Annotated in this window: 31 protein-coding genes and 3 tRNA genes; 15 read left to right on the top strand and 19 right to left on the bottom strand. The window is 44.2% G+C overall.

The window, feature by feature from the left end; all coding sequences use genetic code 11:
• Positions 1-5 precede the first annotated feature (5 nt).
• Positions 6-260, top strand: coding sequence for a hypothetical protein (locus ICN19_RS08775; RefSeq protein ID WP_216247135.1), 255 nt, complete (start codon positions 6-8; stop codon positions 258-260).
• A 52-nt stretch (positions 261-312) separates the two neighbouring features.
• A complete protein-coding gene (locus ICN19_RS08780; RefSeq protein WP_216247136.1) occupies positions 313-1,206 on the top strand; it encodes an alpha/beta fold hydrolase in 894 nt (297 codons plus the stop codon).
• A gap of 59 nt (positions 1,207-1,265) precedes the next feature.
• On the opposite strand, the gene ICN19_RS08785 is transcribed toward ICN19_RS08780, so the two are convergent.
• From ICN19_RS08785 to wrbA, 4 genes are all read right to left on the bottom strand, one after another.
• The gene (locus tag ICN19_RS08785; protein WP_015420997.1) at positions 1,266-1,451 is read right to left on the bottom strand and encodes a hypothetical protein; all 186 of its coding nucleotides are present in this window, start codon (positions 1,449-1,451) and stop codon (positions 1,266-1,268) included.
• 90 nt (positions 1,452-1,541) lie between these two features.
• Positions 1,542-2,957 carry an FAD-binding oxidoreductase gene (locus tag ICN19_RS08790; RefSeq protein ID WP_216247139.1) on the bottom strand — a complete coding sequence of 472 codons (1,416 nt, stop codon included), beginning with the start codon at positions 2,955-2,957 and terminating at the stop codon, positions 1,542-1,544.
• 4 nt (positions 2,958-2,961) lie between these two features.
• Entirely contained in the window at positions 2,962-3,348 is a 387-nt protein-coding gene (locus tag ICN19_RS08795) for a DUF2069 domain-containing protein (protein WP_216247141.1), read from the bottom strand.
• 8 nt (positions 3,349-3,356) lie between these two features.
• Complete coding sequence (gene wrbA, locus ICN19_RS08800; protein ID WP_216247143.1) at positions 3,357-3,974, bottom strand: NAD(P)H:quinone oxidoreductase; 618 nt, start codon at positions 3,972-3,974, stop codon at positions 3,357-3,359.
• Positions 3,975-3,996: 22 nt separating this feature from the next.
• Between wrbA and ICN19_RS08805 the strand changes: the two genes are divergently transcribed.
• From ICN19_RS08805 to ICN19_RS08820, 4 genes are all read left to right on the top strand, one after another.
• Positions 3,997-4,845, top strand: coding sequence for a YhjD/YihY/BrkB family envelope integrity protein (locus ICN19_RS08805; protein ID WP_216247145.1), 849 nt, complete (start codon positions 3,997-3,999; stop codon positions 4,843-4,845).
• A 78-nt stretch (positions 4,846-4,923) separates the two neighbouring features.
• A complete protein-coding gene (locus tag ICN19_RS08810; RefSeq protein ID WP_216247147.1) occupies positions 4,924-5,379 on the top strand; it encodes a CBS domain-containing protein in 456 nt (151 codons plus the stop codon).
• A gap of 43 nt (positions 5,380-5,422) precedes the next feature.
• The gene (gene aroC / locus ICN19_RS08815; RefSeq protein ID WP_216247148.1) at positions 5,423-6,538 is read left to right on the top strand and encodes a chorismate synthase; all 1,116 of its coding nucleotides are present in this window, start codon (positions 5,423-5,425) and stop codon (positions 6,536-6,538) included.
• Positions 6,539-6,551: 13 nt separating this feature from the next.
• On the top strand, positions 6,552-7,709 hold the full coding sequence (locus ICN19_RS08820; protein ID WP_216247151.1) for an MFS transporter: 1,158 nt from the start codon (positions 6,552-6,554) through the stop codon (positions 7,707-7,709).
• A gap of 13 nt (positions 7,710-7,722) precedes the next feature.
• Here the strand turns inward: ICN19_RS08820 and ICN19_RS08825 are convergent, their stop codons facing one another.
• The 5 genes from ICN19_RS08825 to ICN19_RS08845 are packed head-to-tail and all read right to left on the bottom strand — an operon-like array spanning position 7,723 to position 11,327.
• Positions 7,723-8,517, bottom strand: a complete 795-nt coding sequence (locus ICN19_RS08825) for a peptidylprolyl isomerase (RefSeq protein WP_216247152.1) — start codon at positions 8,515-8,517, stop codon at positions 7,723-7,725.
• 45 nt (positions 8,518-8,562) lie between these two features.
• Positions 8,563-8,847 (bottom strand): BolA family transcriptional regulator, encoded by a 285-nt coding sequence (locus tag ICN19_RS08830; RefSeq protein ID WP_216247154.1) that lies wholly within the window; start codon positions 8,845-8,847, stop codon positions 8,563-8,565.
• Positions 8,844-9,392 (bottom strand): septation protein A, encoded by a 549-nt coding sequence (locus ICN19_RS08835; RefSeq protein WP_216247156.1) that lies wholly within the window; start codon positions 9,390-9,392, stop codon positions 8,844-8,846. Before ICN19_RS08835 ends, ICN19_RS08830 begins: the two co-directional genes overlap by 4 nt.
• 23 nt (positions 9,393-9,415) lie before the next feature.
• Complete coding sequence (gene msrB / locus ICN19_RS08840) at positions 9,416-9,835, bottom strand: peptide-methionine (R)-S-oxide reductase MsrB (RefSeq protein ID WP_216247157.1); 420 nt, start codon at positions 9,833-9,835, stop codon at positions 9,416-9,418.
• Positions 9,836-9,860: 25 nt separating this feature from the next.
• Positions 9,861-11,327 (bottom strand): YdiU family protein, encoded by a 1,467-nt coding sequence (locus ICN19_RS08845; protein WP_216247159.1) that lies wholly within the window; start codon positions 11,325-11,327, stop codon positions 9,861-9,863.
• A 54-nt stretch (positions 11,328-11,381) separates the two neighbouring features.
• Here ICN19_RS08845 and ICN19_RS08850 point away from each other — a divergent pair, with 54 nt between their 5' ends.
• On the top strand, positions 11,382-11,864 hold the full coding sequence (locus ICN19_RS08850; RefSeq protein ID WP_216247161.1) for a PaaI family thioesterase: 483 nt from the start codon (positions 11,382-11,384) through the stop codon (positions 11,862-11,864).
• Positions 11,865-11,866: 2 nt separating this feature from the next.
• Here the strand turns inward: ICN19_RS08850 and ICN19_RS08855 are convergent, their stop codons facing one another.
• Entirely contained in the window at positions 11,867-12,724 is an 858-nt protein-coding gene (locus ICN19_RS08855; RefSeq protein ID WP_216247163.1) for an NRDE family protein, read from the bottom strand.
• Between the two features lie 8 nt (positions 12,725-12,732).
• Positions 12,733-13,740, bottom strand: coding sequence for a folate-binding protein YgfZ (locus ICN19_RS08860; RefSeq protein ID WP_216247165.1), 1,008 nt, complete (start codon positions 13,738-13,740; stop codon positions 12,733-12,735).
• Between the two features lie 53 nt (positions 13,741-13,793).
• Between ICN19_RS08860 and mltG the strand changes: the two genes are divergently transcribed.
• From mltG to ICN19_RS08890, 6 genes are all read left to right on the top strand, one after another.
• Entirely contained in the window at positions 13,794-14,834 is a 1,041-nt protein-coding gene (mltG, locus tag ICN19_RS08865) for an endolytic transglycosylase MltG (RefSeq protein WP_255536984.1), read from the top strand.
• An 11-nt stretch (positions 14,835-14,845) separates the two neighbouring features.
• Positions 14,846-15,484 (top strand): dTMP kinase, encoded by a 639-nt coding sequence (gene tmk / locus ICN19_RS08870; RefSeq protein ID WP_216247169.1) that lies wholly within the window; start codon positions 14,846-14,848, stop codon positions 15,482-15,484.
• Positions 15,485-16,606, top strand: coding sequence for a DNA polymerase III subunit delta' (locus ICN19_RS08875; protein ID WP_216247172.1), 1,122 nt, complete (start codon positions 15,485-15,487; stop codon positions 16,604-16,606).
• Between the two features lie 30 nt (positions 16,607-16,636).
• Entirely contained in the window at positions 16,637-17,422 is a 786-nt protein-coding gene (locus ICN19_RS08880; RefSeq protein WP_216247173.1) for a TatD family hydrolase, read from the top strand.
• Positions 17,423-17,424: 2 nt separating this feature from the next.
• The gene (locus ICN19_RS08885) at positions 17,425-18,132 is read left to right on the top strand and encodes an ankyrin repeat domain-containing protein (protein ID WP_216247176.1); all 708 of its coding nucleotides are present in this window, start codon (positions 17,425-17,427) and stop codon (positions 18,130-18,132) included.
• A gap of 72 nt (positions 18,133-18,204) precedes the next feature.
• Positions 18,205-18,732, top strand: a complete 528-nt coding sequence (locus tag ICN19_RS08890) for an ion channel (protein ID WP_216247178.1) — start codon at positions 18,205-18,207, stop codon at positions 18,730-18,732.
• Positions 18,733-18,734: 2 nt separating this feature from the next.
• Here ICN19_RS08890 and ICN19_RS08895 read toward each other — a convergent pair whose 3' ends face one another.
• The 4 genes from ICN19_RS08895 to hyi form a co-directional block, all read right to left on the bottom strand.
• Positions 18,735-19,532, bottom strand: a complete 798-nt coding sequence (locus ICN19_RS08895) for a DUF3108 domain-containing protein (RefSeq protein WP_255536985.1) — start codon at positions 19,530-19,532, stop codon at positions 18,735-18,737.
• Between the two features lie 206 nt (positions 19,533-19,738).
• Positions 19,739-20,308: an HNH endonuclease gene (locus ICN19_RS08900; RefSeq protein WP_370625191.1), complete on the bottom strand. Its 570-nt coding sequence runs from the start codon at positions 20,306-20,308 to the stop codon at positions 19,739-19,741.
• A gap of 82 nt (positions 20,309-20,390) precedes the next feature.
• A complete protein-coding gene (locus tag ICN19_RS08905; protein WP_216247180.1) occupies positions 20,391-20,978 on the bottom strand; it encodes a YqiA/YcfP family alpha/beta fold hydrolase in 588 nt (195 codons plus the stop codon).
• Positions 20,979-21,011: 33 nt separating this feature from the next.
• Complete coding sequence (hyi, locus tag ICN19_RS08910; RefSeq protein WP_216247182.1) at positions 21,012-21,788, bottom strand: hydroxypyruvate isomerase; 777 nt, start codon at positions 21,786-21,788, stop codon at positions 21,012-21,014.
• Positions 21,789-21,941: 153 nt separating this feature from the next.
• Between hyi and ICN19_RS08915 the strand changes: the two genes are divergently transcribed.
• The gene (locus ICN19_RS08915) at positions 21,942-22,541 is read left to right on the top strand and encodes a hypothetical protein (RefSeq protein ID WP_216247185.1); all 600 of its coding nucleotides are present in this window, start codon (positions 21,942-21,944) and stop codon (positions 22,539-22,541) included.
• Between the two features lie 83 nt (positions 22,542-22,624).
• Here the strand turns inward: ICN19_RS08915 and ICN19_RS08920 are convergent.
• The 4 genes from ICN19_RS08920 to gltX all read right to left on the bottom strand — a co-directional run bounded on the left by ICN19_RS08920 (position 22,625) and on the right by gltX (position 24,414).
• Positions 22,625-22,701: transfer RNA gene (locus ICN19_RS08920), tRNA-Asp, on the bottom strand.
• A gap of 53 nt (positions 22,702-22,754) precedes the next feature.
• A tRNA-Glu gene (locus ICN19_RS08925) sits at positions 22,755-22,830 on the bottom strand.
• A gap of 32 nt (positions 22,831-22,862) precedes the next feature.
• Positions 22,863-22,938 (bottom strand) — tRNA-Ala (locus tag ICN19_RS08930).
• A 78-nt stretch (positions 22,939-23,016) separates the two neighbouring features.
• Entirely contained in the window at positions 23,017-24,414 is a 1,398-nt protein-coding gene (gene gltX / locus ICN19_RS08935) for a glutamate--tRNA ligase (protein ID WP_370625192.1), read from the bottom strand.
• A 65-nt stretch (positions 24,415-24,479) separates the two neighbouring features.
• Between gltX and ICN19_RS08940 the strand changes: the two genes are divergently transcribed.
• Complete coding sequence (locus ICN19_RS08940; protein ID WP_216247189.1) at positions 24,480-25,445, top strand: Hsp33 family molecular chaperone HslO; 966 nt, start codon at positions 24,480-24,482, stop codon at positions 25,443-25,445.
• The last annotated feature ends 9 nt before the right edge of the window (positions 25,446-25,454 follow it).

The raw sequence follows: 25,454 nt of genomic DNA on the forward strand, positions 1-25,454 counted from the left end.
CTCGTATGAAAACTCCATTCTTTGTCTTGGCTTGCGGCCTTCTATCAGTAACACCTATATTGGTTCATGCGGATGATGCATCTCGAGATCAAGAAATTGTTGAGCGCTTTGCAAAGTGTGACACTAATAAAGATGGGAAGTTAACCAAGGAAGAGGCAAAAGGTTGTATGCCACGTATCTATAGTCACTTTAGCTATATTGATTCCTCTGGCAAAGGTTACGTAACTGTTGCTGAAATTCAGGCAATGGCAAATAGATGATTTTATGAAACCTCAAGAGCCTCTTTCGAGGCTCTTTTGTATAGGATGAATGATGGCAGTTTCTTTTCCTGGTTTTACAGAAAGCAAGATTTCCGTTTTATCGGACGACGGTCCAATTGAAATTGCTTATTTAATTGGTGGAAGCGGCCCACCTTTATTGTTATTACATGGCTTTCCTCAAACCAAAGCAATTTGGAGTCAAGTTGCTCCTGAGCTGGCGAAACATTTCACGGTTGTGGCTGCCGATCTAAGAGGCTACGGCGCTTCTTCAAAGCCTCATGGCAAAACAGATCATTCCACTTATTCAAAACGATCAATGGCAGCTGATCAACACTCATTAATGCAGTCATTGGGATTTAATCAATTCTTTTTGCTAGGGCACGATAGGGGCGGGCGGGTCTCTCATCGACTGGCAATGGATTTTCCTCAAAGCGTGCTGCGTTTAATGGTGCTAGATATTTCTCCAACATTAACGATGTATGAAGGCTCAACCATGGCTTTTGCAAAAGGCTATTGGCATTGGTTTTTCTTAATTCAACCCGAACCAGTACCTGAAACGATGATTGGCGCAAACCCAGAGTATTGGCTAAAAAATCATATGGGTCGTCATGCGGGTACAGGTATATTTTCTGCTGATAGATGGGCCGAATATTTAGCTGGCGCTAGTAATCCGCAATGCATGCATGCAATGTGTGAGGATTACCGTGCTGCAGCCTCAATTGATTTGATGCATGATCGCGCAGATCGATCTGCTGGCAATCAACTAAAAATGCCTTTAAAGGTACTCTGGGGCGAGCATGGGCTAGTCAATCAGTGCTTTAAGCCGCTTGATGACTGGCGAAGCGTGGCAATGAACGTCACAGGTAGGGCTGTTCCCAGTGGTCATTACATTCCGGAGGAGATCCCGGGTCTGTTAATAGATGATGCCAGGGACTTTTTCAGGTAAATACATCGAATGAAAACCAAAAACCCTAAATAAATCATATATTTAGGGTTTTTTAATCATTACTCTGGGTGAAAGTTATTGCTAGCCATGAAGCTGATCGTGCGTTCAAAGCCTAGGATACGAATGTAGCGCCAAGCAATATCGCGATATTTGCTATCTAAATAGCCAATCGCTACTTCAGGCGTCCTTTTGGACAAGTCGATCTGTTGAATTGCACGGGCCCAACGTTTGAGTCTTGTTGACATATTTGTCACCTCCATGACCATACAACGCATGAAAAAGGGGTCGAGATGACATGAATTACAAAATATTTAATAAAAAACTGCTTAATTTCCTTAAATAGAGACAACTTTATGGGGATTAAGGATATTTTGGGGGTCTAGAGCCGTTTTGAGGGCCTTCATAAGGTCATGAGCAACCTCGCCCTTGTGCGCCCTTAGGCCATCTAATTTGAGCTGTCCAACCCCGTGTTCCGCAGAGATGGAGCCTTTACATCTCTCAACCTGCCCATAGACCAGCTCATGTATGCGCTTTTCGTTGGTTTCGTTAAAGGTTTTTGGGTCTGTACCCAATGGCGGGGCAATGTTGTAATGCAGATTCCCATCACCGAGATGTCCGAAATTAATGATTCTGATCCCCGGAAACTTTTCTCTCATTAATTCATCAGTCACACGGATAAAGCTATCAAGCGAAGAGAGGGGAATGGTGATGTCATGCTTCAAGTTCGCACCTTCTTCAGCTTGCGCAAGTGTGATGTGTTCGCGCATATGCCAAAAAGAATTTGCTTGAGATAAATTGCTAGCAATTACCGCATCACTAATGATTGACTTCTCAAAGGCATCCTCCAGGATAGTTTCAAGAAGTTGCCTGACATGCTCCTCACTTTCGTGATCAGACAATTCAATCAAGACTGTATATGGCGGATTTCCTTGCAAAGGGTTAGCCATTTGCGGAAAGTGCTTTTCATTCAAGTCCAAAGATTCTCGAGTCATCATTTCAAAACCCGTAAGCAAAGAGCTTGCCCGTTTTTGAAAAAGAGTTAGCAACTCAATAGTGGATGCAATGTTCTCGCAAGCAACTAAGGTTGTCCATTGAGAAACGGGTAAGGGGTAAAGCTTCATAACCGCTGCCGTGATAATGCCAAGCGTGCCTTCTGATCCGATGAATAGGTCACGCAAGTCATAACCAGTATTATCTTTGCGCAATCCTTTGATGCCGTTCCAAATCTCTCCTTTGGCAGTAACTACTTCAAGGCCCAGGCAAAGATCCCGAGTATTGCCATAGCGCAAAACATTAGTGCCGCCTGCATTAGTTGCGAGGTTGCCGCCAATCATGCAGCTACCTTCAGCCCCAAGACTAAGCGGAAACAGATAGCCATTCTCTGCGGCCTTTTCTTGTACAGTTTGCAAGATGCAACCGGCCTCGAGGGTAATCGTTTGGTTTGCGATATCAATCTCGCGAATTTGATTCATTCGCTTGAGATTAAGTATCACTTGCTTACCACTATTGTCTGGAGTAGCGCCACCACAAAAACCAGTATGACCACCTTGTGGAACCAGTGCAATTTGGTGCTGAGCACATAGCTTTACGATTGCTGCAACTTCATTGCTAGTGCTAGGTAATAAAACAGCAAAGGCTTTTCCGGTAAATCGTTTTCGCCAATCAGTTAGGTAGGGTGCTTTATCTTCATCTTGAGTCAAAATATATTTTGACTCAAGAACCTCGGATAGTTGATTGATGAAGTTTTGCATTGATTTATTTTTCTGCAGAAACCTTCTTTAAAGCTTTAGCCTCTTTTTTAATTGGCCTTAAATACATCAATAAGCAAACAAAACCAATGGTTGCAAAGAGCGTTTCAATCGCGGCAAGCCAAAAGTTAGCGCCAGTTTCTAGGATACGCACTAAGCCTTCAGTGACATAAAGCAAGATCAGCATTGAGGCCCACTGCATGGTGTAGACATTTCCCTTCCATAGGCCGGGAATGGCAAACAACAAAGGAATGCCTTTAAGTATTAGCCAGGATCCACCAGGGCGCAGGGGTGAGATGAACCACTCCCAAGCTACACAAAGAATGAATAAATCTACAAAGGCAGCAGTAGCTATGAGTTGGTAAGGATTCTTATCGAGGATCTTTTTCATCATGATGCGCTTTAAATGCCTTGCTTTTTATTGAGGTGCAGCATTAAAGCCGTTTCGGCTAAACGCTTTCCTTGAGCCTTAGCTAAACGCTGCTCTTCGAGACTGATGGGTGCACGACCGTCTGCATGGGCAAGGTGGGTAACACCGTAAGGGCTACCACCCGTGTTGGATGACATCAGATCTGGCTCGCTATAAGGAATACCCATCAACATCATGCCGTGATGAAATAGCGGAATCATCATTGTTAACAAAGTGCTTTCTTGTCCGCCATGCATGCTGCCAGTACTGGTAAAGACGCAAGCGGGCTTACCAATTAATGCGCCATTCATCCACTCAGATGAACTGCCATCCCAAAAGTATTTCATGGGGGCGGCCATATTGCCAAAACGGGTAGGGGACCCTAATGCAAGTCCAATACACTCCTGCAGATCTGAGTACTCCACATAAGGGGCTCCTTCTTGAGGTACAGATGCTTCGGTTGCTTCGCAAGCGGTAGAAATGGCAGGTACTGTCCTGAGGCGGGCATTTACCCCCTGAACGCTTTCAATGCCCTCGGCTATCAAGCGCGCTAGGTCCTTTGTTGCACCGTAACGGGAGTAGTACAAAACTAAAATATCGGGTTGGCTCATATTGATCTCTTATGATACGGCGATGCGCCTCATTCGTAACCCCCAATTATGGCTCTCTCTTGGAAAAGAGATCTGGGAGCGCAATCGTGGCCAAAATTTAAAGCAAATTGCCGCTAGCCTGGCCTTTACGACGACCTTATCAATGGTTCCTATGGTGACTATAGCCACCATGTTGATTGGCTACTTGCCCAGTGTTATTCAAGTCAAAAACGCCTTTAAATCATGGCTTTTAGATACCTATATGCCCGGTGGCATTAATCAACAAGTATTTGTTTACTTGGATCAGTTTTCTTCCCAGGCCAAGGGCTTAACATTCGTAGGTTTAGCGGGCTTAATCATCACCACAATCATGACTTTAGCCGTGATTGAGGGAGCCTTCAATCAGATCTTTAAAGTCAATACAAGTCGACCTCTTTACAAAAAGATTGTGATCTACAGTGCAGCAACAATATTGGGGCCAATACTGCTAGGTATTGGCATCTACCTCAGCGGTGTTTTATTTAGCGCGTCGGAGGGCTGGATTAGCGCAGTATCTTTCGGCTTTCAATTGGTAGCCACTATTGCCCCAATCTTCTTGGCTATTGTGGTTTATGCAGTTGTCTACAAAGTTCTGCCATATGCAAAAATCCTGTGGCGTGATGCTTTCACTGGGGCTTTAGTAGCTGCACTAGCATTTGAGTTGATGAAATTCGGCTTTGCTATTTTCTTGAGTAACACCGCCTTCTACAAGACGGTTTATGGAGCTTTTGCCATCTTCCCCTTGGGTTTGATGTGGATTTACATGACCTGGTGGATTACCTTAACTGGTGCGGTCCTTGTGGCGAATCTTCCAGAGATACGCAGTGGCTTCATTAGGGTTATTCGTTACTAAAAGTGATAACTTAACCCTTGATTCAGAGTGGTCTTAAGTCTATATTGAGCATATAAATACATTGTTTTTGGAGATCAAATGAAAGTTCGTGACATATTGCGCGTTAAGGGCAGCACCCTTTTTACGGTAGCTCCAGAAACAGCCCTGCAGACAGCGGTTCTGGTAATGAGCGAGCACGATATTGGATCCCTGGTTGTTATGGAGTACGACAAGTTGGTCGGCATTTTGACTTTCCGAGAGGTCATTGCCGCATTGGCAAAACATCACGGCAAGCTTGAGGGATTACAAGTTAGCTCTGTTATGAATCAAAAGCCTTTGACTTGCAACATGGAAACTGAGATTGATGAAGTGCGCCGCATGATGTTGGTGGACCACGCCCGATATCTACCGGTGGTTGATCAAAAGATGTTGATGGGCGTAATTTCTTTCTATGACGTAGCAAAGTCCGTAGTGGAAGCACAAGACTTTGAAAACACAATGCTCAAAGCCTATATCCGCGACTGGCCGGAAGATACCGAAAAAACAGCTTCTTAAGGCGTTCTGACCATCATTTACTGACAAATGACATAATGTCGGTATGTCAGGAAATACATTAGGCCTTCTCTTTACAGTTACCACTTTTGGTGAATCCCATGGTCCGGCTATTGGAGCGGTGGTTGACGGCTGCCCGCCAGGCATGGAGCTTTCTGAGGCTGATATTCAGCTTGATTTGGATCGACGTAAGCCAGGCACTTCAAGACACGTTACTCAGCGCAAGGAAGAGGATAAGGTTGAAATTCTTTCTGGTGTTTTTGAAGGCAAAACTACCGGCACTCCGATCGCACTATTAATTCGTAATACTGATCAACGCAGCCAAGACTATGGCGATATTTTGCAGACCTTTAGACCAGGCCATGCAGATTATGCATACCAAACTAAGTATGGCATTCGCGATCCTAGAGGTGGTGGAAGATCTTCTGCACGCTTAACAGCTCCAGTTGTAGCCGCTGCTGCGATCGCAAAAAAATGGTTGCACGAAAAATATGGCACTGAGTTCTATGGCTACATGAGTCAATTAGGTGAACTGGAAATTCCATTTAAAGACGCAGCAGAAATTGAGAAGAATCCTTTCTTTACTGCAAATGCAGAAATGATTCCTCAGCTTGAGACATACATGGATAACCTGCGCAAAGCAGGGGACTCTTGTGGCGCGCGTATCGAAGTTCGCGCTCGCAATGTGCCGGTAGGTCTAGGCGAGCCATTATTTGATAAGTTGGATGCTGATATTGCGCATGCCATGATGGGTATTAATGCCGTGAAGGGTGTTGAGATTGGTGCAGGATTTAAATCTGTTGCTCAGCGTGGTAGCGAGCATGGGGATGAGCTTCACCCAGATGGTTTTGCTACCAACAATTCTGGCGGAACTCTTGGCGGGATTAGCACTGGGCAGGATTTACGCGTATCCATAGCGATCAAGCCTACCTCAAGCATTATGAGTCCTAAGCAGTCAGTAGATCTAAATGGCAAACCCATAACCGTTCAAACGAAGGGCCGACACGACCCTTGCGTTGGTATACGTGCAACCCCGATTGCCGAGGCAATGCTTGCTCTGGTGTTGATGGATCATGCTCTACGCCATCGCGCTCAATGCGCTGATGTACCAGCATTTGCTGCATCCATACCGGCTGCACAACCTGGATCTTTTCGTGATTGATTTGGCTGATTAAATGACGCCTTCGCTTCGCTGGGCCTTCGGGTCCTTTTTCTTTTTATATTTCGCTTATGTTGGATTGGTATCACCGTACGCAAGCCTCTTCTTCTTGGAGAGGGGCTTTAGCGTTATTGAGATAGCAGCGCTGATGTCCATGTTGCAAATCACCAGAATAGTTGGACCTTTCTCCTGGGGTTGGTTGTCAGACTATCTATCAAATCGTATTGGCATTATTCGCGTTTGCGCCTGTCTGGCCGCACTTGTTTTCTTATGCATCTATTTTTTACAAGATTACATTGGTTTTTTCATTTGGATGTTTGTTCTGCACACCATCTTGAGTAGTTTGATGCCCCTTGGTGAGTCCGCCACTATCCATGCTTTATACAAAGACAATTCTTTTGATAAGCGCTATGGACGCTTGCGCTTATGGGGTTCAATTGGCTTTATAGCGATGGTACTTGCTGCTGGTGAGTTATTCCAGCGCAAAACTATTGAGTTATACCCAATCGTAGGTACGGTAGTTTTATTTGCCTTGGCTCTAATTACCTTTTGCCTGCACGAACCAAAGATGGAGCGACGCAAAATGGTGAAAGGGGAGTTGTTAATAGTGCTCTTTAATCCTGACGTTCGTTGGTTTTTGCTATCCGGTTTTTTTATGATTTTTGCCCATGCCGCTTTGTATGTTTTTTATTCACTATACCTGTCAGATCTTGGATACGACAAATTTCAGATAGGGCTTTTCTGGGCCCTCGGAGTTGCTGCAGAAGTCATTTTCTTTTACTTTCAAAGCAAGGTGCTGAGCAGATTGGATGCCGAAGTTATCTTGCAAGCCACCTTTGGTATTGGCGTTATTCGTTTTATCTTGATTGCCTTCTTACCCATCACATCGGTCTTAATTGTGGCGCAATTAATGCATGCGGGCACATTTGCCGCTCACCATAGTGCTGCCAATAAAATGCTACAGCGCTGGTTTACTGGACCCGTACAAGCTAGAGGCCAAGCATTAATGGCTACCATTTCATATGGCTTAGGTGGAACCCTGGGGGGTCTGTGTGCTGGCTGGATTTGGGAGGTGTCACAACCTAGAGATGTTTTTGTAATGTCTGTATTTGCATGCGGACTGGCGGGCATGGCAATCCAAAAACTCAGACCGCGACGTTACCCCGCCAGATAAAACTTTAAGCTTCTTATTGAACCTTAGCCTTGGCACGTAGTTTTTGCATCATCTCTGCAAATTTGGCTTTTTGCCAATTCTTATCAGACATGATCATTTGCTTAAGCTGATCCTTCATTTCTTCCATGCTTGGAGCTTTTACATCACGAGAATCTACCATCTTAATGATGTGCCAACCGAATTGAGACTTAACAGGCTTATCTGTAATTTGACCGTTCTTCAACTGAACCATTGCTTTAGAAAACTCTGGTACTAGTGCTTTATCGCTTACCCAGCCAAGATCGCCACCATTTTTTGCTGAGCCTGGGTCCATGGATTTAGCCTTAGCAATCTCTTCAAAATTAGCGCCAGCCTTTAACTGAGCAATGATTGCTTTTGCATCTGATTCCTTTTCAACCAGGATGTGCTCAACGTGATATTCCTTGCCGGTGTATTGGGCTTTAACGGACTCATAAGCCGCTTTAAGATCAGACTCGGCAACACCTTCTTTTTCAACAAAATCCTCAAACACAGCTGAGACCAATACGCCGATACGTGCTTGCTCCAACTGTTCGCGAACAGCTTCTTTTTGAATAACGCCACGTTTGTCGGCCTCTTGCAAAATAAGTTCTCGAGTCACAAGCATCTCGCGCGCCTGGTCGCGTACTTGAGGGTTGTCCGGCTGGCCCGAACGTTGAACCAATTTATCAAGCTGCGCTTTTGGAATAGATTTGCCGTTCACGATGACTGCATTTTGTGCATACGCACCTGATGTCAAAAAGGAGGCGCTCAGAAGGCTGATTGAAAGTAATTGATGTTTAGTGAACATAGTATTTGATAGGTTAATAAAAGATGCGGCTATTTTAAGGTAGCCTTATTTAGAAACTTCATCCGGCGCTAAAGCAATAATCGTTAAAGCATGAATTTCCTTGGGAATATGGCGATTTAGGGCGGCATAAACAGCTCTATGGCGAGCCACTAGGTTTATACCCTTAAATTCCGGAGCAACGATTTCTAGTTTGAAATGACCGCCGCTGCTAGCTGCGCCAGCATGTCCTGCATGAAGATGGCTTTCATCATCAATCACTAAGGATTGAACCTGAAAAGCTTTGCGCAAGTCTTGGTCAAAAGCTGCAATTCTTTGTTGATTCACATTCATTCGCTGGGGTGCTCCATATGTTTAGATAGCCAAACACCTTGAATAACGACAAATAGCAACAATAAGCCAGTGCTACCAAACAACTTAAAGTTGACCCAAGTTTCCTCGGAAAATTCAAAGGCTACATACAGATTGAGTGCTCCCATTGCAAAAAAGAATGCAGCCCATGCCATATTGAGTTGATGCCAAACAGAATGCGCATTTTTTTCTTTCAGCGTTACCTGTTTGCCCATTAATACCTGTATCAAGTTTTTTTGAAAAAATTGCGCACTAATAAAAAGGGCGCCAGAAAATAACCAATAAAGAGCAGTTGGCTTGAGTTGAATGAATGTCTTGTCATGCAAGAAAATAGTCAAGCTACCAAATACAACAATCATTACCAAACTAATCCATTGCATTGCATCGATTTTGCGATGGCGATAATAGACCCAAAGTATCTGGCCAATGGTGGCTATCATCGCAACAATGGTGGCCGTATAGATGTCACCAAGCTTAAAAGCGACAAAAAATAGGATTATGGGGAAGAGGTCGAATAAAAATTTCATAGGTGGATTATCCCGGTATTTGATTACTTGTCCGCCTTTACCGGAATTGCATTGGCGTTTGGCTCAAAACTTAAAGAAGCTGAGTTGATGCAATAGCGCAAGCCAGTGGGCATAGGTCCATCCTCAAATACGTGGCCCAAATGAGCATCACAATGAGCGCATCGTACCTCCGTACGAATCATTCCATGACTGGTATCTCGAATTTCCTTGATGGAGGAGGCAACTTCCGGTGCGTTATAGCTAGGCCAACCGCAGCCGGCATCAAACTTGGTTTCTGATAAAAAAAGTGGCGTATCGCAGCAGACACATTTATATCGGCCTTTATCCCAGTGATCCCAATATTTCCCGGTAAATGGTCTTTCAGTTGCCGCTTCACGAGTCACTCGATACTCAATGTCACTAAGTGACTGCTTATATTCTTGGTCGGTTTTCTTCATTTTCAATTCAGAGGGATGTATTAGATTAAATTTAGGATGAGCAGCTTACTTCTACTGCCTGTGCATTAGGAGGTGGGGCGATAGAATAAGATTCATATTCTGGCTGCTCGTCAAAGGGTTTGCTCAAGATTTGGAGAAGCTTGGTAACCTCTGAAAAATCTTTATCTTGTGCCTTTTCAATTGCAGTCTGAGCCAGATGATTTCGCAGTATGTATTTTGGATTCACTTGATTCATTGCGTGCAGTCGAACCTCATCGGGACAAGATTCAACTTGCAATCGCTCTACATAATCTCCGAACCACTGATCAATTGATTCTCTATCTATAAATTGATCTCTCAATGAGTTTTGTGAAATTGCTTTACCGATCCTCAGCTTGCCAAGACTTCGAAAGAAGTTGGTGAAATCTACTTTTGAATCATGCATGGCCTGCAATAACCTCTCAATAAGAGCTATATCCCCCTCCTGAGAAGTGGTAAATCCAAGCTTTTTGCGAAATAAGGATTGCCATGTCTGGGCATATATCACTGGAAACTGTTCGAGAGCAGATCGCAACTGCTCTTGCGCTAGCGTTTCTTCAGACTTATCTGCTAGCAAAGGGATCATAGCGCTGGCAAGGCATGCCATATTCCAGTGCATGATCTGAGGTTGGCGATGATATGCATATCTTCCACCCTGATCACTATGGTTGCAAATGTGATCAATCTGAAATTGATCCAAGAATCCGAATGGCCCATAGTCCATAGTTAGACCAAGGACGCTGATGTTATCGCTATTAAGTACGCCATGACAAAAACCAACAGCTTGCCACTGGGCTACAAGCCTAGCATTGCGAGCGCAGATTTCTTGAAAGAGACTTAAATAAGGCTCATTGGCATTTTGAGAATCAGGATAGTGGTATTGAATTAAATAATCCGCAAACTCCCTCAAGCGATCAATATCATCTAGCGAGGCAAAGTGTTCAAAGTGGCCAACTCTTAAGAAGCTAGGAGCAAGTCGTGCACATACTGCGGCGGTTTCCAGAGTCTCTCTTCTAACCGGCAAATCGGATCCAACGATTGATAGAGCTCTTGTGGTCGGAATGCCTAAAGCGTGCATTGCTTCACTACACAGAAACTCTCTGATTGAAGATCGAAGTACTGCTCGCCCATCGCCCATACGAGAAAAACGAGTGATGCCAGCGCCTTTGAGTTGCAGCTCTTGATCAGCAACATCTCCCAATAGGATTGCTCGGCCATCGCCCAACTGTCCAGCCCATACACCAAATTGGTGGCCACTATAGACGGTGGCAATTGGATTGGAAAACTGGCGATCGCTAGTATTTAGTTGGTTTCCAGATAAAACCCCTAGCCATTCTTTGTCCGTTGGTAGACCACTTTCATCCAATGAAATGCCAATGAGATTAGCCGCAGAGGGTGAAAATGCAACCCAGTAGGGTGCTGGTATTGGTGTTGGTGGGGTTGCTTGGCAAACGTCATCGCCACTGAATATAAAGGCCATGGGCTTATTCTAGGGGGATTTACCAAAACACGTACATGCCTCTAAAATTATTCAATGAATAAACAAGTCCAAATCAATCCACAGACCCAACTGGCCAATTTAGGGGAAGAATTAAATGTTCCTTTTTTAAAGCTCCTTGGGGTTCGCTGCCTAAGCGCAGAAATGGGTAAAGGGGAGATTTTGCTGGCCCTTAAGCCTGAACATAACAATACCTGGGAAGTAGCCCATGGCGGCGTATTGTTAACGTTAATGGATGTGGCTATGGCAGTTGCCGCTCGCTCTGGTGATCCTGGCGACCGAAGTGTTGTCACTATTGAAATGAAAAATAATTTCATGCAGGCCGCAACTGGGGTGTTGCGTGTCAAAGCAGATACAGTTCGAAGGACTGCAACTATGGCTTTCTGTGAAGCGAAGCTCTATAACGATCAAGGTGAAATATGTTGCATGGCCACCGGGACATTTAAGTTTCTAAAGCGCTTGGCAACTCGTAATGCCGATGGTGCACGTGTTGTGAACGACGATGGTCGCTTCGACTAACCCTATACAGATAAATTAGAGTCAGAGGACGAGCTAAGCGCCCCAGTCACAACGTCATGCCCAACCGTTCCGGATGAATCAAAGCGGCGCTCGACTAATTCAAACTGACCATCTTTTCTTATTCTAAGAACGGTGCTGGAGCGCGTTCCGTAAGCAGGCGTTTTAATAAAAGCAGGGGAGAGCGCTTTTTCCCACTCCTTACTAACGCCTGTATTAGGGAGCTCATGATCGCTTGCATGATGTGTATCAGCCAACAGTTTTAAATACTGATCTGCATTCTTGAGGCTGCCTTGGTCCATTGCCAATGTCTGGGCAAATGCTGCTACACGATGATTTACCTTAGGCCAAGGTGTATCAAGCATTGCATTAGATAGCCCGTAGACTCCTGGCTCTAGGGGTTGAGGCGGAAATACTTTACGGGGACGAACATTTTGACCCATCATCATGCGATTACTAACCCAATGCATTTCTGCTTTTGCTGGATCGCTAAGTTCAGCCATGAGCAAATTAAAGCCGTTGTATTGTGAAAATCGTTTTGAATTTCCTTGAACAAATTCTGTTGGGCGATCGTTGCCGGTCAAATACATTAATGACAGTTCGCCACGAGTTCTAGCATCTGGATTTTTTTCGCTTGGAGCTCTTACATTGGTTAAGGCGGCGAATTTACCCGTCTTAGTAAAGCCGAGCCAGGTCCCTGGACTCCCCACAACATCTGCACGATCTCTCCCTGCAAGAACGTTTGGGTGTTCTGGCCACCAAGAAACCCCTTCTGTGTCCCTCTCATAAAACTCATCGCGGTTGGCCGCAACCACCAGAGAGTAGTCTGGATGAGAGTTCCATGCGAAAAGAATGAGGCACATAAAAAGAATTAAATTTCTATCAAAGGATACGGCAATGAATCTATTTTTAACACAGGTCCAGTAGCGCTACCCAGGTGAATCTCACCGCCCTCAAGTGCTTCTAGCTTGCACTCAATTTGTAGATCAATACGTGCAGAATCTGTGGGGTGCTTGGTTGATAAAACAACCATTCCAGCAGGTTGTCCAGGATCATTGCTGTGGAAAAGTTCTGAACCAGGCAATGCATATGGTTCATCCTGCTCAGAAGCAATTACGTGCGCAAGCTGAAGTCTTCGCTTAATTGCGCCTCGATACTGGCTGCGAGCAACAATTTCTTGTCCTGGATAACAACCTTTCTTAAAGTCAATGCCAGCTACTGATTCGAAATTAATCATTTGCGGTACAAACTGCTCTTGCGTAGTTTCAACAATCCGCGGAATAGCGCTTAATACTTCTAACTCATTCCAAGAGCGCAATGATTCCTCGGAGTTTTGGACATCAATATTGGCTTGATTAGGATATGCCAATAAAAGACGTGTAACCGACCGAGATCCAACCAGAACGTCGGGGAGCTGCAATGCAATACACTGATCATTCAGTTTCACATTATTTGTAATTTCATCGGAGCCATAGAGTCCTGCAACTGACCAGATTGAAGAAAGATCAGTCACTTTAACTTTTGAACGCAGCACGTACATAGACAAACGTTTAGCGGTGCTAGCTGCTATGTCTCTTGAGATAAATAAAGCAAATCGGTCTTCTCCATCAGGTGTAGATGGAAATAAGCCAAGCCAAGCACTTGCCAACAAACGACCCTTTGGATTGCAATAACCTACGAGACGACTTCCTGAGTAGCTCTGAGCTATTGATCCCGGTAGTGTTCGGCTGAGCCCCAAGACAGAGTTTGTTAATTGATTTTGCAAAAAGCTTGCAGCATCAGAGCCCTCTACTAAGATAAGACCCCACTGAGTCAGGCTGCAGGGTAGGGAAAGGCTGTTTTCTAGCCAGTTTTGCTGGATTTGGGTGGAATATGTCATGACCCTTTTATCATAGCCTGATGAGTAGAAAAATTCAGAAGGGGGGCTTTTTTATGAAGAGAAGGCCCTCATACCGAGATCTTAAAAAATTGCTTACCCTCGCTGTGGTCCTATTAGGCCTTATTTATGGGACTATTTTTTTATTCCCAGTTGTCCCTAATCAGTCAAATACTGTTGATGGCTCTAGTTATAGAGTGAAGATTAACCCCAATTCTGGGTTAACAAGCATTTCTGATCAGTTAAGCGCGCAGGGATTGGCTGTTAATTCAGTTGCCCTACATTTAGGCGCCAGAAGCTTATTGGTTGCCTCCAAGCTAAAGCCGGGAACATATTTATTGCCAAATGGTGCGAGTCTTGGAAAGGTGCTTTTGCAAATTGCCCGCGGGGATCGCGTTAGAGAAGCAGTTGCCATTATTCCCGGAATGACGATTTGGCAATTGAGAGCTTTAATGGATTCGCAGTTGGCAATGATCCATCGAACCAAGGGCATGAGCAGTAAGGAGCTACTCCAACAATTAAATTTGAACTATTCAAGCGATGAGGGTCTTTTTCTACCTGATACATATGTTTTTGACCCAGACGAGCTTGATCTCAATATTTATCGTCGAGCAGCACAAGCTATGCAAAAACAGCTTATGCAAATCTGGGAGCAAAGAGAGCCGGGATTGCCTCTTAAAACACCTTATGAACTATTGATATTGGCATCAATCGTAGAGAAAGAAACTGGCCGTCTAAGCGATAGGAATCTAGTTTCGGCTGTCTTTATCAACCGGCTTAATAAAGGGATGCCACTTCAAACTGATCCTACGGTTATCTATGGAATAGGGCCTAAATTTGACGGAAATTTAAAGAAAGCGGATTTACGTAGAGACACTCCCTACAATACCTATATGCACAAAGGTCTGCCTCCAACCCCTATTGCCATGCCTAGCAAAGAGTCCATTCTGGCCGCAGCACACCCTGTAAAAAGCAATGCTTTATTCTTTGTTGCTAAAGGGGATGGAAGTAGTCATTTTTCACAAAACTTAAAAGAGCATGAAGCTGCGGTTGATCGATATCAACGCAAAATAATGCCTAAAAATAACAGTAACTAAATTCACTTCATATGACATCAACGCATACAGGATTTTTTATCAGCTTCGAAGGAATCGATGGGGCAGGCAAGAGTACGCATGTCGATGCTTTTCGAAATTTGATGCAAGAACGTTATCCTGATATAGAAGTAGTGATGACGCGTGAGCCTGGGGGGACTGCTTTAGGCGAACAGCTTCGCAACTTGCTTTTAGATGCCCCAATGAATTTAGAGACGGAAGCATTACTCATGTTTGCGGCGCGTCGTGAGCATCTAGCGCAAGTCATCGAGCCAGCTCTTGCAGCAGGCAAGATTGTGATATCCGATCGCTTTACCGATGCTAGCTTTGCATATCAAGGCGGTGGTAGAGGTTTAAGTTTAGAGAAATTAAATCTATTAGAGCGCTGGGTTCAGGGTCAACCTGACGGCTCACTCCTGCAGCCAAACTTAACTATTTTGTTTGATTTACCGGGTGAGGTTGCCGAGGCTCGCCGCTCAAAAGCTCGCGCACCAGATAAATTTGAAAAAATGGACTTATCTTTTTTTGAAAGAGTTCGTCAAGAATATCTACGTCGAGCAAAGGAAGATTCCAAGCGCTTTCATCTGGTAGATGCAACACAAACGCCTGAAGTAATTTGGAACGGTTTAAAACAGATTCAGATTGCCATTTAAGTGAATCATAAGACTCAAATAGCACCTTGGCTTCAGCCTCTTTGGGAGAGTCTGGACTTTAATCAATTTCCCAATGCCATCTTGCTTCATGGTCAGTCCGGTATTGGTAAGTTCGCTTTTTCGATTGAGCTAGCTAAAGCGCTACTTTGCGAAAACAATGATCAATCTATAAAACCATGCAATCAATGTGAAGCCTGTCATTGGTTTGACACCGGCAATCACCCAGACTTTATTTCTCTCGTTCCTGAGACCCATCGCAAACTCTTGCCGCATGCTGACTATGATGGCGACGATACGCCCAAGAGAGGCAAGGCTGCACGTGATGATGATAGTGAATCAAGCGAAAAGAAAGAGAAGAAAAATATCTCAATTGAAGAAACGCGACATGCGATTGAGAATTTGTCCATTGGTTCGCATCGTGGCGGAAATCGCGTGATATTAATTTATCCACTCGAAATGCTTCGATCCGATTCTGCTAATACATTACTGAAGTCTTTGGAAGAGCCGCCAAAAAATACTATTTTTATATTACTTGCCGATCGAGTAGATCGTGTATTGCCAACCATTCGCTCCCGTTGCCGACTCCTAACAGCCCCGCGGCCAAATCGCGAGCAAGGCATTTCATGGCTAAAAACCCAACTCAATGAAATCGCAGGATTGAAAGCGGCTGATGTAGATATCGAGACCATCTATGATGAACAGGGTGGGGCACCATACTCGGTTCTGAGCTCTCTCATTGCGAGACACAATAAAGACGACAAGGATGAGCTAACAATATCAATCCAAGCCTCCCGCTATCTACTCCAGTCCATGGCCCAAGGCGCCAGACTTAACTGGCTTGATGCTGCCGAAAAAACACATAAGGCGCAATATGGCTTCCTTTTAGCCAGTATGCAACGTTGGGTTTCCGATCTGCAGTCTGTGGCGCAGGGTGGAGAGCCGCGTTACTACCCCAAACATTTAGTCGTGCTTCAAGGCCTGTCCAAGCTGGCCAATGTTCAACGGTTGCATAACTTCTGGAAATCTCTTGTGCAGGCGCGTCGACATGAGAATCACCCCCTTGCAAATAAAATTCAACTAGAGTCGCTGCTTTCTCAATATCAGCAGATATTTGGTCCTTAAATTGTTCGTGGGCGGACTAAAATAGGCGCTATGTTTATTGACTCCCACTGCCACCTCGATTTCCCGGAATTTCAATCGCGATTGCCAGAGATGCTGGCTAATATGCAGTCTGCCAAAGTTAGCCATGCTTTATGCGTATCCGTAGATCTTCCTGACTTTCCGAATGTATTAAAGCTAGCCCAGGATCATCCGCATCTTTATGCATCCGTTGGCGTGCACCCGGATTACGAGGATACGCCTGAGCCAAGCTTGGAATTTTTAGTGGATACGGCTTTAAAGCACCCTAAGATAGTTGCCATTGGTGAAACTGGCCTTGACTACTATCGCATGGGAGAGCGCAGCTATGAATCTATGGAATGGCAGCGTGCGCGCTTTAGGACGCATATAAGAGCATCAATTGCCTCTAAAAAGCCTTTGATTATTCACACCCGCTCAGCTTCTGAGGACACTATAAAAATTCTTAAAGAAGAGGGTGCTCAGAGAATCGGTGGGGTAATGCACTGCTTTACAGAGTCCTATGAAGTGGCAAAGGCTGCAATGGAGATGGGTTTTTACATCTCCTTCTCAGGAATTGTGACCTTCAAAAGCGCCAAAGATTTGCAAGAAACATGCAAGCAAGTACCTCTTGAGAGAATGCTTATAGAGACAGATTCACCTTATTTAGCGCCAATTCCATATCGCGGCAAGACCAATGAGCCTGCCTGGGTCTCTAAGGTTGGTGAATTTATCGCGGATTTAAAGGGGGTGCCTATTGAAGTATTGGCCAACCAGACTTCTAGTAATTTTTATGATTGTTTTCAGATAGATAGAGCGTAATTATGATATTCAAGTTTAATATTTATGCTTCGTTTTTTTTCACTTTTACGTTATTTTTTGGGGTAGTCTACGCACAAACAGAAGATCAAATTTCTGAATTTGCAAAAGCGGCTAAGTTTAACGATGCAGCTACAGTCAAAAGCCTAATTTCAAAGGGTGTTAGCCCCAATACAGTGGATCCCAAGGGTGATCCAATGCTTAATTTAGCCATCAGAGATAAGTCTGAAGACGTAATTAATCTATTAATAACAAATAAGGCTACAGATGTAGATCTATCCAATAAGTCTGGGGAAACACCTTTAATGATTGCCTCCATAAATGGAGATTTACCAGCTGTAAAAGCCCTTGTTTTACAGCGTAAGGCTCAGATTGATCATATTGGGTGGACTCCATTACATTATGCGTGTGCCAGAGGTCATCTTGATGTCGCACAGTTTCTTATTGCCAATGGAGCATCTATAGATTCGTTAAGCCAAGGAAATACGACACCATTGATGATGGCTGTCCAATCCGGTAATGAGGCCTTAGTAAAGCTATTGCTTGATAAAGGCGCAGACTTGCAATTAAGGAATTCCAAAGGTCTTAGCGCGATTGATATAGCTGTTATTTATGAGAAGCCATGGATTTCAGAAGGCTTGTTATCACGCTGGCAAAAGCTTTACAAGCAGCCTTATAAGTGGCCTAAGGGTGTTGAGCCTCTCAAGTCCTAATATTATTATCTGCGTATAATCATTATTATGTCAAATAAGATATTTCTGTAGTCCTTCACAATCACAACACCAATGCTTAGCCTATTTCAAAATACCAACCTACCTAGCTTTTCCACTCTCTTTGGTGAGATTAATGCCGATATGGGCAATAGCCAGATCTGGGTCGTTGTTGTTTGTGCATGCCTAATGCTGGCTATTCACGCAGTTGCTGTACTGGGCATTGCGGGAGCATTTCATGCCATTGACAATTTCATGTCTAGAAGACGAGTCTTTGGGGCTAGCTTCCTGTCTTATTTCATCGCCATTCTATTGGTGATTTCCATTCATTTTGCCGAAATCATTATTTGGTCATACATTTGCGTTGCTTTGAAGGTTTTCCCAACCAATCCTCAAACCTTCTACTTTGCTGGTGAAATGTATACAACGGTTGGTTATGGCGATTACAAGCTCACTGAACAATGGCGGATCCTCCCCATCATCATCTCCTTCTCTGGGATATTTGCAGTGTCTATGTCAGGGGCAGCGCTTTACACCATGATGGGGGCGTTATTGGGTCATAACGAGCAAAACCAAAACCCAAAATCAGGATCAGGCTTTTAAAGTTAAGGGTTTGTGCGAACTGGTATTGGGTTCTTCTGTTTAAATACCATCTCAAGAACTCTCCCATTAGCCTCTAATGAGCGAATGCGTCCTGGGAGCCACTCCAGGTCCTTCGCAAGCCAGATATCAACCTGTCGCTTATAGGGGTCGTTTTCACGCTGCATCAGTGCATAGTGACGATTGATTGTCTTGCCCATACTTGGAATGTCATCTGACAGGGATTCGCCATAACTCTTGAAATTCCACATCTCCAGAGTGTTGTAATCGACAACTGGAATGGATCGAATGCTCCCAGCTTCATCCATCTTGCTATCCCCATTCAATAGAGAGGCAAGCTGAAACATAAGGCTAAAACGATCTTGTGTGCCTGGCAAAATGGTTGGAGTAAATTCGGGCTTTTCTGAAAAGTACATCTGCCCTTCCCCTTTGTCGTTTCGATCAAATCGAGAGTAGCGCGGTGCTTTCGTGCCACGCTGCGTCCAGTAAATGCTTGGCGCTATACCATAGGAGTCTACTGTTCCGCGTGATTCGAAGACGAACGGGCCAACAAATGCGTATGGAATGTTGATATATAGGCGATAGCTATTCCCTTCTACAATCCAATCAATCTCGCCGGTTTGATATTGCTGGCCATCGACATACGTGTCGTAATAAATGATTCCCGATTCGGGCAATTTAAATGCAACTCCAGATTGATCACCATTTGCACCTAGATTTCCGTTGCCGCTTGCATTGACCTCAGCTTGAGAGCTTGAAGATACATTTTGTTTCTCAGCCTTCTTTTTAGGAGCCCTAGACATTTGTATTTTCTTAGGCGGCTCTGTTTTTAGCTCCGTTCTAATAATGAGATCTTCCGCAATAGGCTGGGGATCTTTAAATGAGAAAAACGGGATGCCAAAAAATAATACGAAATGCCCAACAATAGAAAGTAGCAGGGCAGCAAGAAAAATTCGTAATGATTTAATTTTGGGGAAGTGAAGACCACTACCCCACCCTCTTACTAAACTCAGGACAAGCCCTCCAAAAGGCGGCTAGTTTTAGGGAGATTAGCTGCTAAAAAATCCATTTGATCGGCCAATATATTTCGCCCTTTAAGAATCATGTCTTCATAGAGACTTGGTAAATAGGGCGTATACAACAAACCCATACCAGCCTGTTCTGGGGTTCGATTACCTTTTCTTTGATTGCATGGTCTGCAGGATATGACTAAATTCATCCAGCTATATTGACCACCACGACTATTGGGAATGATGTGCTCTGCTTCCGCATGATTTTCATGTATGGCATCACCGCAATAAGCACATAAACCTTTATCCCGTTTATAGAGCTTATGCTTAGTGATGACAGGCACCACATCAAAGAGATTAATTTTTGCGCTGCCTTTCACCGCAATGATGGAGTGAAGTTCAATAACAGATTGCTGTCCAGTTGCGCGAGAAATGCCACCACGCATTTTGAATATAGGATCACCTAGAGTCCATAAGACACTGCTATCGGCATATTGCTTCGTAGCTTCTTCAGGATTTACCCAGCCCTGGGGAATTCCACCTGCGTCTAATTTCAAGATGCTCAGCACAAACTCTCCTTTCTAGACCGCATCGAGTGGATAACAGTCGTTTGGATCATCTTACAGAAGAAGATGGCTGCAATCAATCAACCTATTTGGCAATGAACTTTAATACCCTTGGCAAATGTTCAGGGTAATCTGCAATTCCATGGTCGCTACCCTCAAGCACTAGTTGCTCGGCACCCTTATAAAAATCCACCATCTCATGCCAATCAAGAAGCTCATCCCCTTTGGCTGCCATCAAGAAATAACGGGAAGGATCGGTAATTGATTCTACCTGTAGGGCTTTTAATTCAACAATATATTCTGGCCGAAAATCGTATGGCTCATCAGTATCGTAGGAAGTAAGTATGCCTACATGTGCTGCCAACTCTCTGGGGGCTCTAACGGCAGGATTCAGTGCGACCGCTTTACATCCATACTTTTCTGCCAAGTAATTTGCATAGTAGCCACCCAAAGAAGATCCAATAACCACCAGGCGATCATGCTGAGAGCTTGAAATGTACGCATTAACCATGTCCATGCTTGCCTTAGGAGAAGCTAAAAGTTGAGGGCAATACCACTCAATGGGTTTTTCTGAAGTAGACAAGGCTTTAATTGCGTCACCAGTCATAACTGCTTTACTTGAGCGCGGTGAAGAGCGAAAACCGTGAAGGTAAACGATTAAGGTTGAAGACATATGTAAGTCCTAGAGTGCATTGATTTATATTAATTAATTGAGCGCTTTGATCCAACCCAATCCAGACTCAGTCTGATTTGCTGGCTTGTATTCGCAACCTATCCATCCTGCATAGCCAATCTTATCTAGCAACTTAAATAAGTGTGGGTAATTAATTTCGCCCGTACCAGGCTCATTTCGACCCGGATTATCAGCCAGTTGAATATGGGCAATCTTAGAAATATTTTTCTCTAGCGTTTTGCTAAGCTCACCCTCCATACGTTGTGCATGATAGATGTCATATTGGATATATAAATTATCAGAACCAACTTCATTCAGGATATCTAATGCCTGCTCAGTCTTGGATAAATAAAAACCAGGAATGTCAAACGTATTAATCGGCTCAATAAGTAATTTAATATTGGCTTTTTTAAGCTCGGCTGCAGCGTACTTTAAATTGGTAATAAATGTTTTTCGCAGCAATCCAGGATCAACTCCCTCGGGAGTTCTCCCTGCTAAACAATTGAGTTGGTTTACGCCAAGCACTGCTGCATATTCGATTGCCTTAGTGACACTACTCTGGAATACCTCTACACGATCCGGCAAACAAGCAATCCCACGCTCTCCTGCATCCCAGTCTCCTGCCGGCAGATTATGAAGAACCAAGCGAAGATGATTTTGATCTAGCTGTTGGCGAATTTCATGAGCCGAGTATGCATATGGAAAGAGAAACTCCACCGCCTGAAATCCTGAATTAGCAGCTTTCTCAAAGCGCTCCATAAAAGGATATTCATTAAATAGCATGGTCAGATTGGCTGCAAACTGGGGCATTTCACATCCTTTAGAATGAATTAACGTACTGGTTGATCTTAACAAACCCTCAGCAGCTCAGTCTTGCAGAGGTGTATACCCTTTTATAGCTCTAATTTGCTTTCAAATAGGCTAAGATTGAATTTAGTAGTTATTTAAATAAGGAAAACTAATATGAAATTCGCCCCGATTGCTATGATGCTTGCTGTGTTTTTCGCAGGAACAACGGCAGTTAATGCCCAGTCTCCCTCTACAGCTGGTTCCACCAAGCCAGTTGTTATCGATGCAGCTGTTACCGATAATGTCTATCAGCTCTATGAAGGTGAAGTCGTTAAGGTGGATAAAAAAACCCGCACAATTACATTTAAAAACAAAGAAGGCGAATCTAAATTTGTGGCTGGTCCAGATATTAAGAATTTTGACCAAATCAAAAAAGGCGACCGCGTTAACGTTAATTATGAGTTGGCTGTAGCTATTGAATTAATTAAAACTAAGAGTGATGGTGTTCGTTCCAAGGTAGAAACCAATACAGTTACCAAATCAAAAGCAAGCGAAAAACCTTCTGAAACAATTACCAACCAGACAACCATCATTGCCGATATTGTCGAGGTAAATCGTGAGAAGAAGTTGGTTTCCGTTAAGGGGCCAAGCGGCAAGATCACTGCTGTAACCGTAAAGAATCCCGCCCTATTAGCTGATGTCAAAGTCGGTGAGCAAGTAAAGGTGATTTACTTTGATGCAATGGCTGCATCAATTACTACGCCTAAGAAGTAAGATCTATATCTCATTCTTTGAGTTAATCAAAGAATTAAAGTAATAAAAAAAAGCCCCCTATTAAGGGGGCTTTTTAATTGTCTTGGCGGAACGGACGGGACTCGAACCCGCGACCCTCGGCGTGACAGGCCGATATTCTAACCAACTGAACTACCGCTCCAAAATACATCGAGTAACGCAACATCATACATCTTTACAACTACCAGAAGAATCTGGCGTCCCCAGGGGGATTCGAACCCCCGTACTCACCGTGAAAGGGTGATGTCCTAGGCCTCTAGACGATGGGGACCTGGACTACAACAAAATACTATTTTAAATGCTTGGTGGAGATAAGCGGGATCGAACCGCTGACCTCTTGCATGCCATGCAAGCGCTCTCCCAGCTGAGCTATACCCCCGAATTCTCGCGATAAAACTACAAGACACTCAAAACAATCCAAGATTTTATCCTATTTTTGTGCAGGTGCGCAAATTCTCTAGTGGATGACCTTGGAGAGCCTTTGGATAGCCTCTTCTTTGCCCAATACCACCAGTACAGAATCAATCGCCGGAGTTTGGGTGGTAGCAAATAAAGCGTATCTAACTGGCATAGCCAAAGCTGGCATTTTGAGTTGATGCTGGGCTAAAACCTGCTTAAATGCAGCGGCAAATCCCTCTTTTGTTGGCTCTGCCGATGAAATGGCGCTAACCAAATCTTTTAATGCGGGAACCACTAATTCAGAGATATTTTCTTTGATTTGATCTGCACTTAAATTAGGAGGCGGCAAATAAAACAGCTTTGCCCCCTCTGCAATTTCAATCAAAGTATTTGCACGATCTTTTAGTAGACCCACTACCTTTACAAAATCTGGTCCTGATTCAGTATCAATACCTAAGTCATGAGCAAAAGGCTTTGTGGCTGCCGCTAATTTCTCGGGATCTTCGCTTTGAATATATTGATGGTTAAGCCACAGTAATTTTTCTGGGTTATGTTGCGCCGGAGATCGCCCTAAACTTTCTAAATCAAACCAGCCGACAAATTGCTCTTTAGTGAAGACTTCGGCATCGCCATGCGACCATCCGAGGCGCGCTAAATAATTAAGAATGGCTTCAGGCAGATAGCCTGCTTTCTGGTAATCACGAACGCTCATTGCACCATTGCGCTTACTCATCTTCTCGCCGGAATCATTGAGAACTGTTGGCAAATGAGCGTAAACAGGTGGCACGCCACCTAGTGCTTTCATGATATTGATCTGTCTAGGGGTGTTATTGACGTGATCATCGCCACGAATAACGTGGGTAATCTTCATATCCATATCGTCAATCACAACACAGAAATTGTAGGTTGGCGTTCCATCAGGTCTTGCAATCACTAAGTCGTCTAACTCATCATTGCTAATCTCAATTTGACCTTTAACCGCATCATTCCATATCACTGAGCCGCCAATAGGATTTTTAAAGCGAATAACGGGGTTTACACCCTCTGGCACAGGAGGCAATGTTTTGCCAGGCTCAGGTCTCCAAAGGCCGTTATAACGTGGCTTTTCTTTATTAGCCATTTGTTGATCACGCAATTGGTTAAGCTCTTCCTCGCTCATATAGCATGGGTAAGCCAATCCAGATTCGAGCATCTGCATTACAACTTCGCGATATCGATCAATCCTCTGCATTTGATAAATAGGGCCTTCATCTAAATCTAGACCCAACCATGCCATGCCTTCGATAATGACATCTACAGCCTCTTGAGTGGAGCGCTCAAGGTCGGTATCTTCAATCCGAAGAATGAAGTCTCCTTTATTGTGTCGCGCAAAAGCCCATGGATAGAGCGCGCTACGAAGATTTCCCAGATGAATAAAGCCCGTGGGACTTGGGGCGAAACGTGTACGAATATGCATAAAACACATTATCTCAGGTCGTGCTTCAAATGACTAAAACCCAAAAAAAGTGGATACTTTGACATATGAATGAATTACTTGTATTTATGTGTGATGGCGCCCCAGTGAGGGGAGAAATTGTCTCTATTGGTAGCGCTTGGCAGGCTGTTTTAGAGCGCCGAAATGACCCTCCTGCTGTCCGTCGAATTTTGGGGGATTTTGTGGGCGCAGCCACTTTATTGAGCGCTAGCCTCAAGTTTGATGGCACCCTCATTATTCAAGCCCAAAGCAAGGGCCCTATTCAGCTCTTGGTCGTCGAATGCAAGTCTGATTTATCAATGAGGGCTACTGTGAAGCTGTCTGTAGACCCCTCCGAAATTAAACCTGATGCAACTCTCGCTGAACTATTGGATGTCAGTCAGAGTGGACGGCTTGTTATTACTCTAGACCCTGCTGATCGCGAACCTGGACAGGCACCATATCAAGGTATTGTGGCCTTACAAGACCATCAAGGAGCAGTCATAAAGCCAGTCTCTAGTGCTGCAGAAGCTATTGCGCTCTATATGCAAAATTCTGAGCAGCTGGACACCAGGATTTGGCTTGCGTCGAGTGATACCCAGGTTGGTGGCTTGCTTCTGCAGCGCCTACCAAACTCAGGTGGACATGCTCACCTGGATCCTCAGATTGCTGCGGAAGGATGGTCACGCATTCAAGCCCTTGGCGAAACAATTACCAATGAAGAGTTGTTATCGCTTCCGCCAGAGACTATTTTAAGACGTCTATTTTTGGAAGAGTCTGCTGAAAACGGTGTACGAAGCTTCCCTGCCCGTCCTATTCGGTTTTCTTGCAGATGCTCACGCAGTAAGGTGGCTGATATCTTGCGCATGCTTGGTGAGGAAGAAGTTCAGAGCATTCTTGAGGAACAAGGCGCCGTTGAAACTGTTTGTGATTTTTGTGCTAAGCCTTATCGCTTTGATGCGGTTGATTGTCTACAGGTATTTAAAACGGATTTATTGAGTGATGCAACAAGGCCACCTTCTAGCGGCCACTGAGAACATCGA

It is taken from the genome of Polynucleobacter sp. AP-Capit-er-40B-B4 (genome assembly GCF_018882245.1).
Lineage (GTDB): Bacteria > Pseudomonadota > Gammaproteobacteria > Burkholderiales > Burkholderiaceae > Polynucleobacter.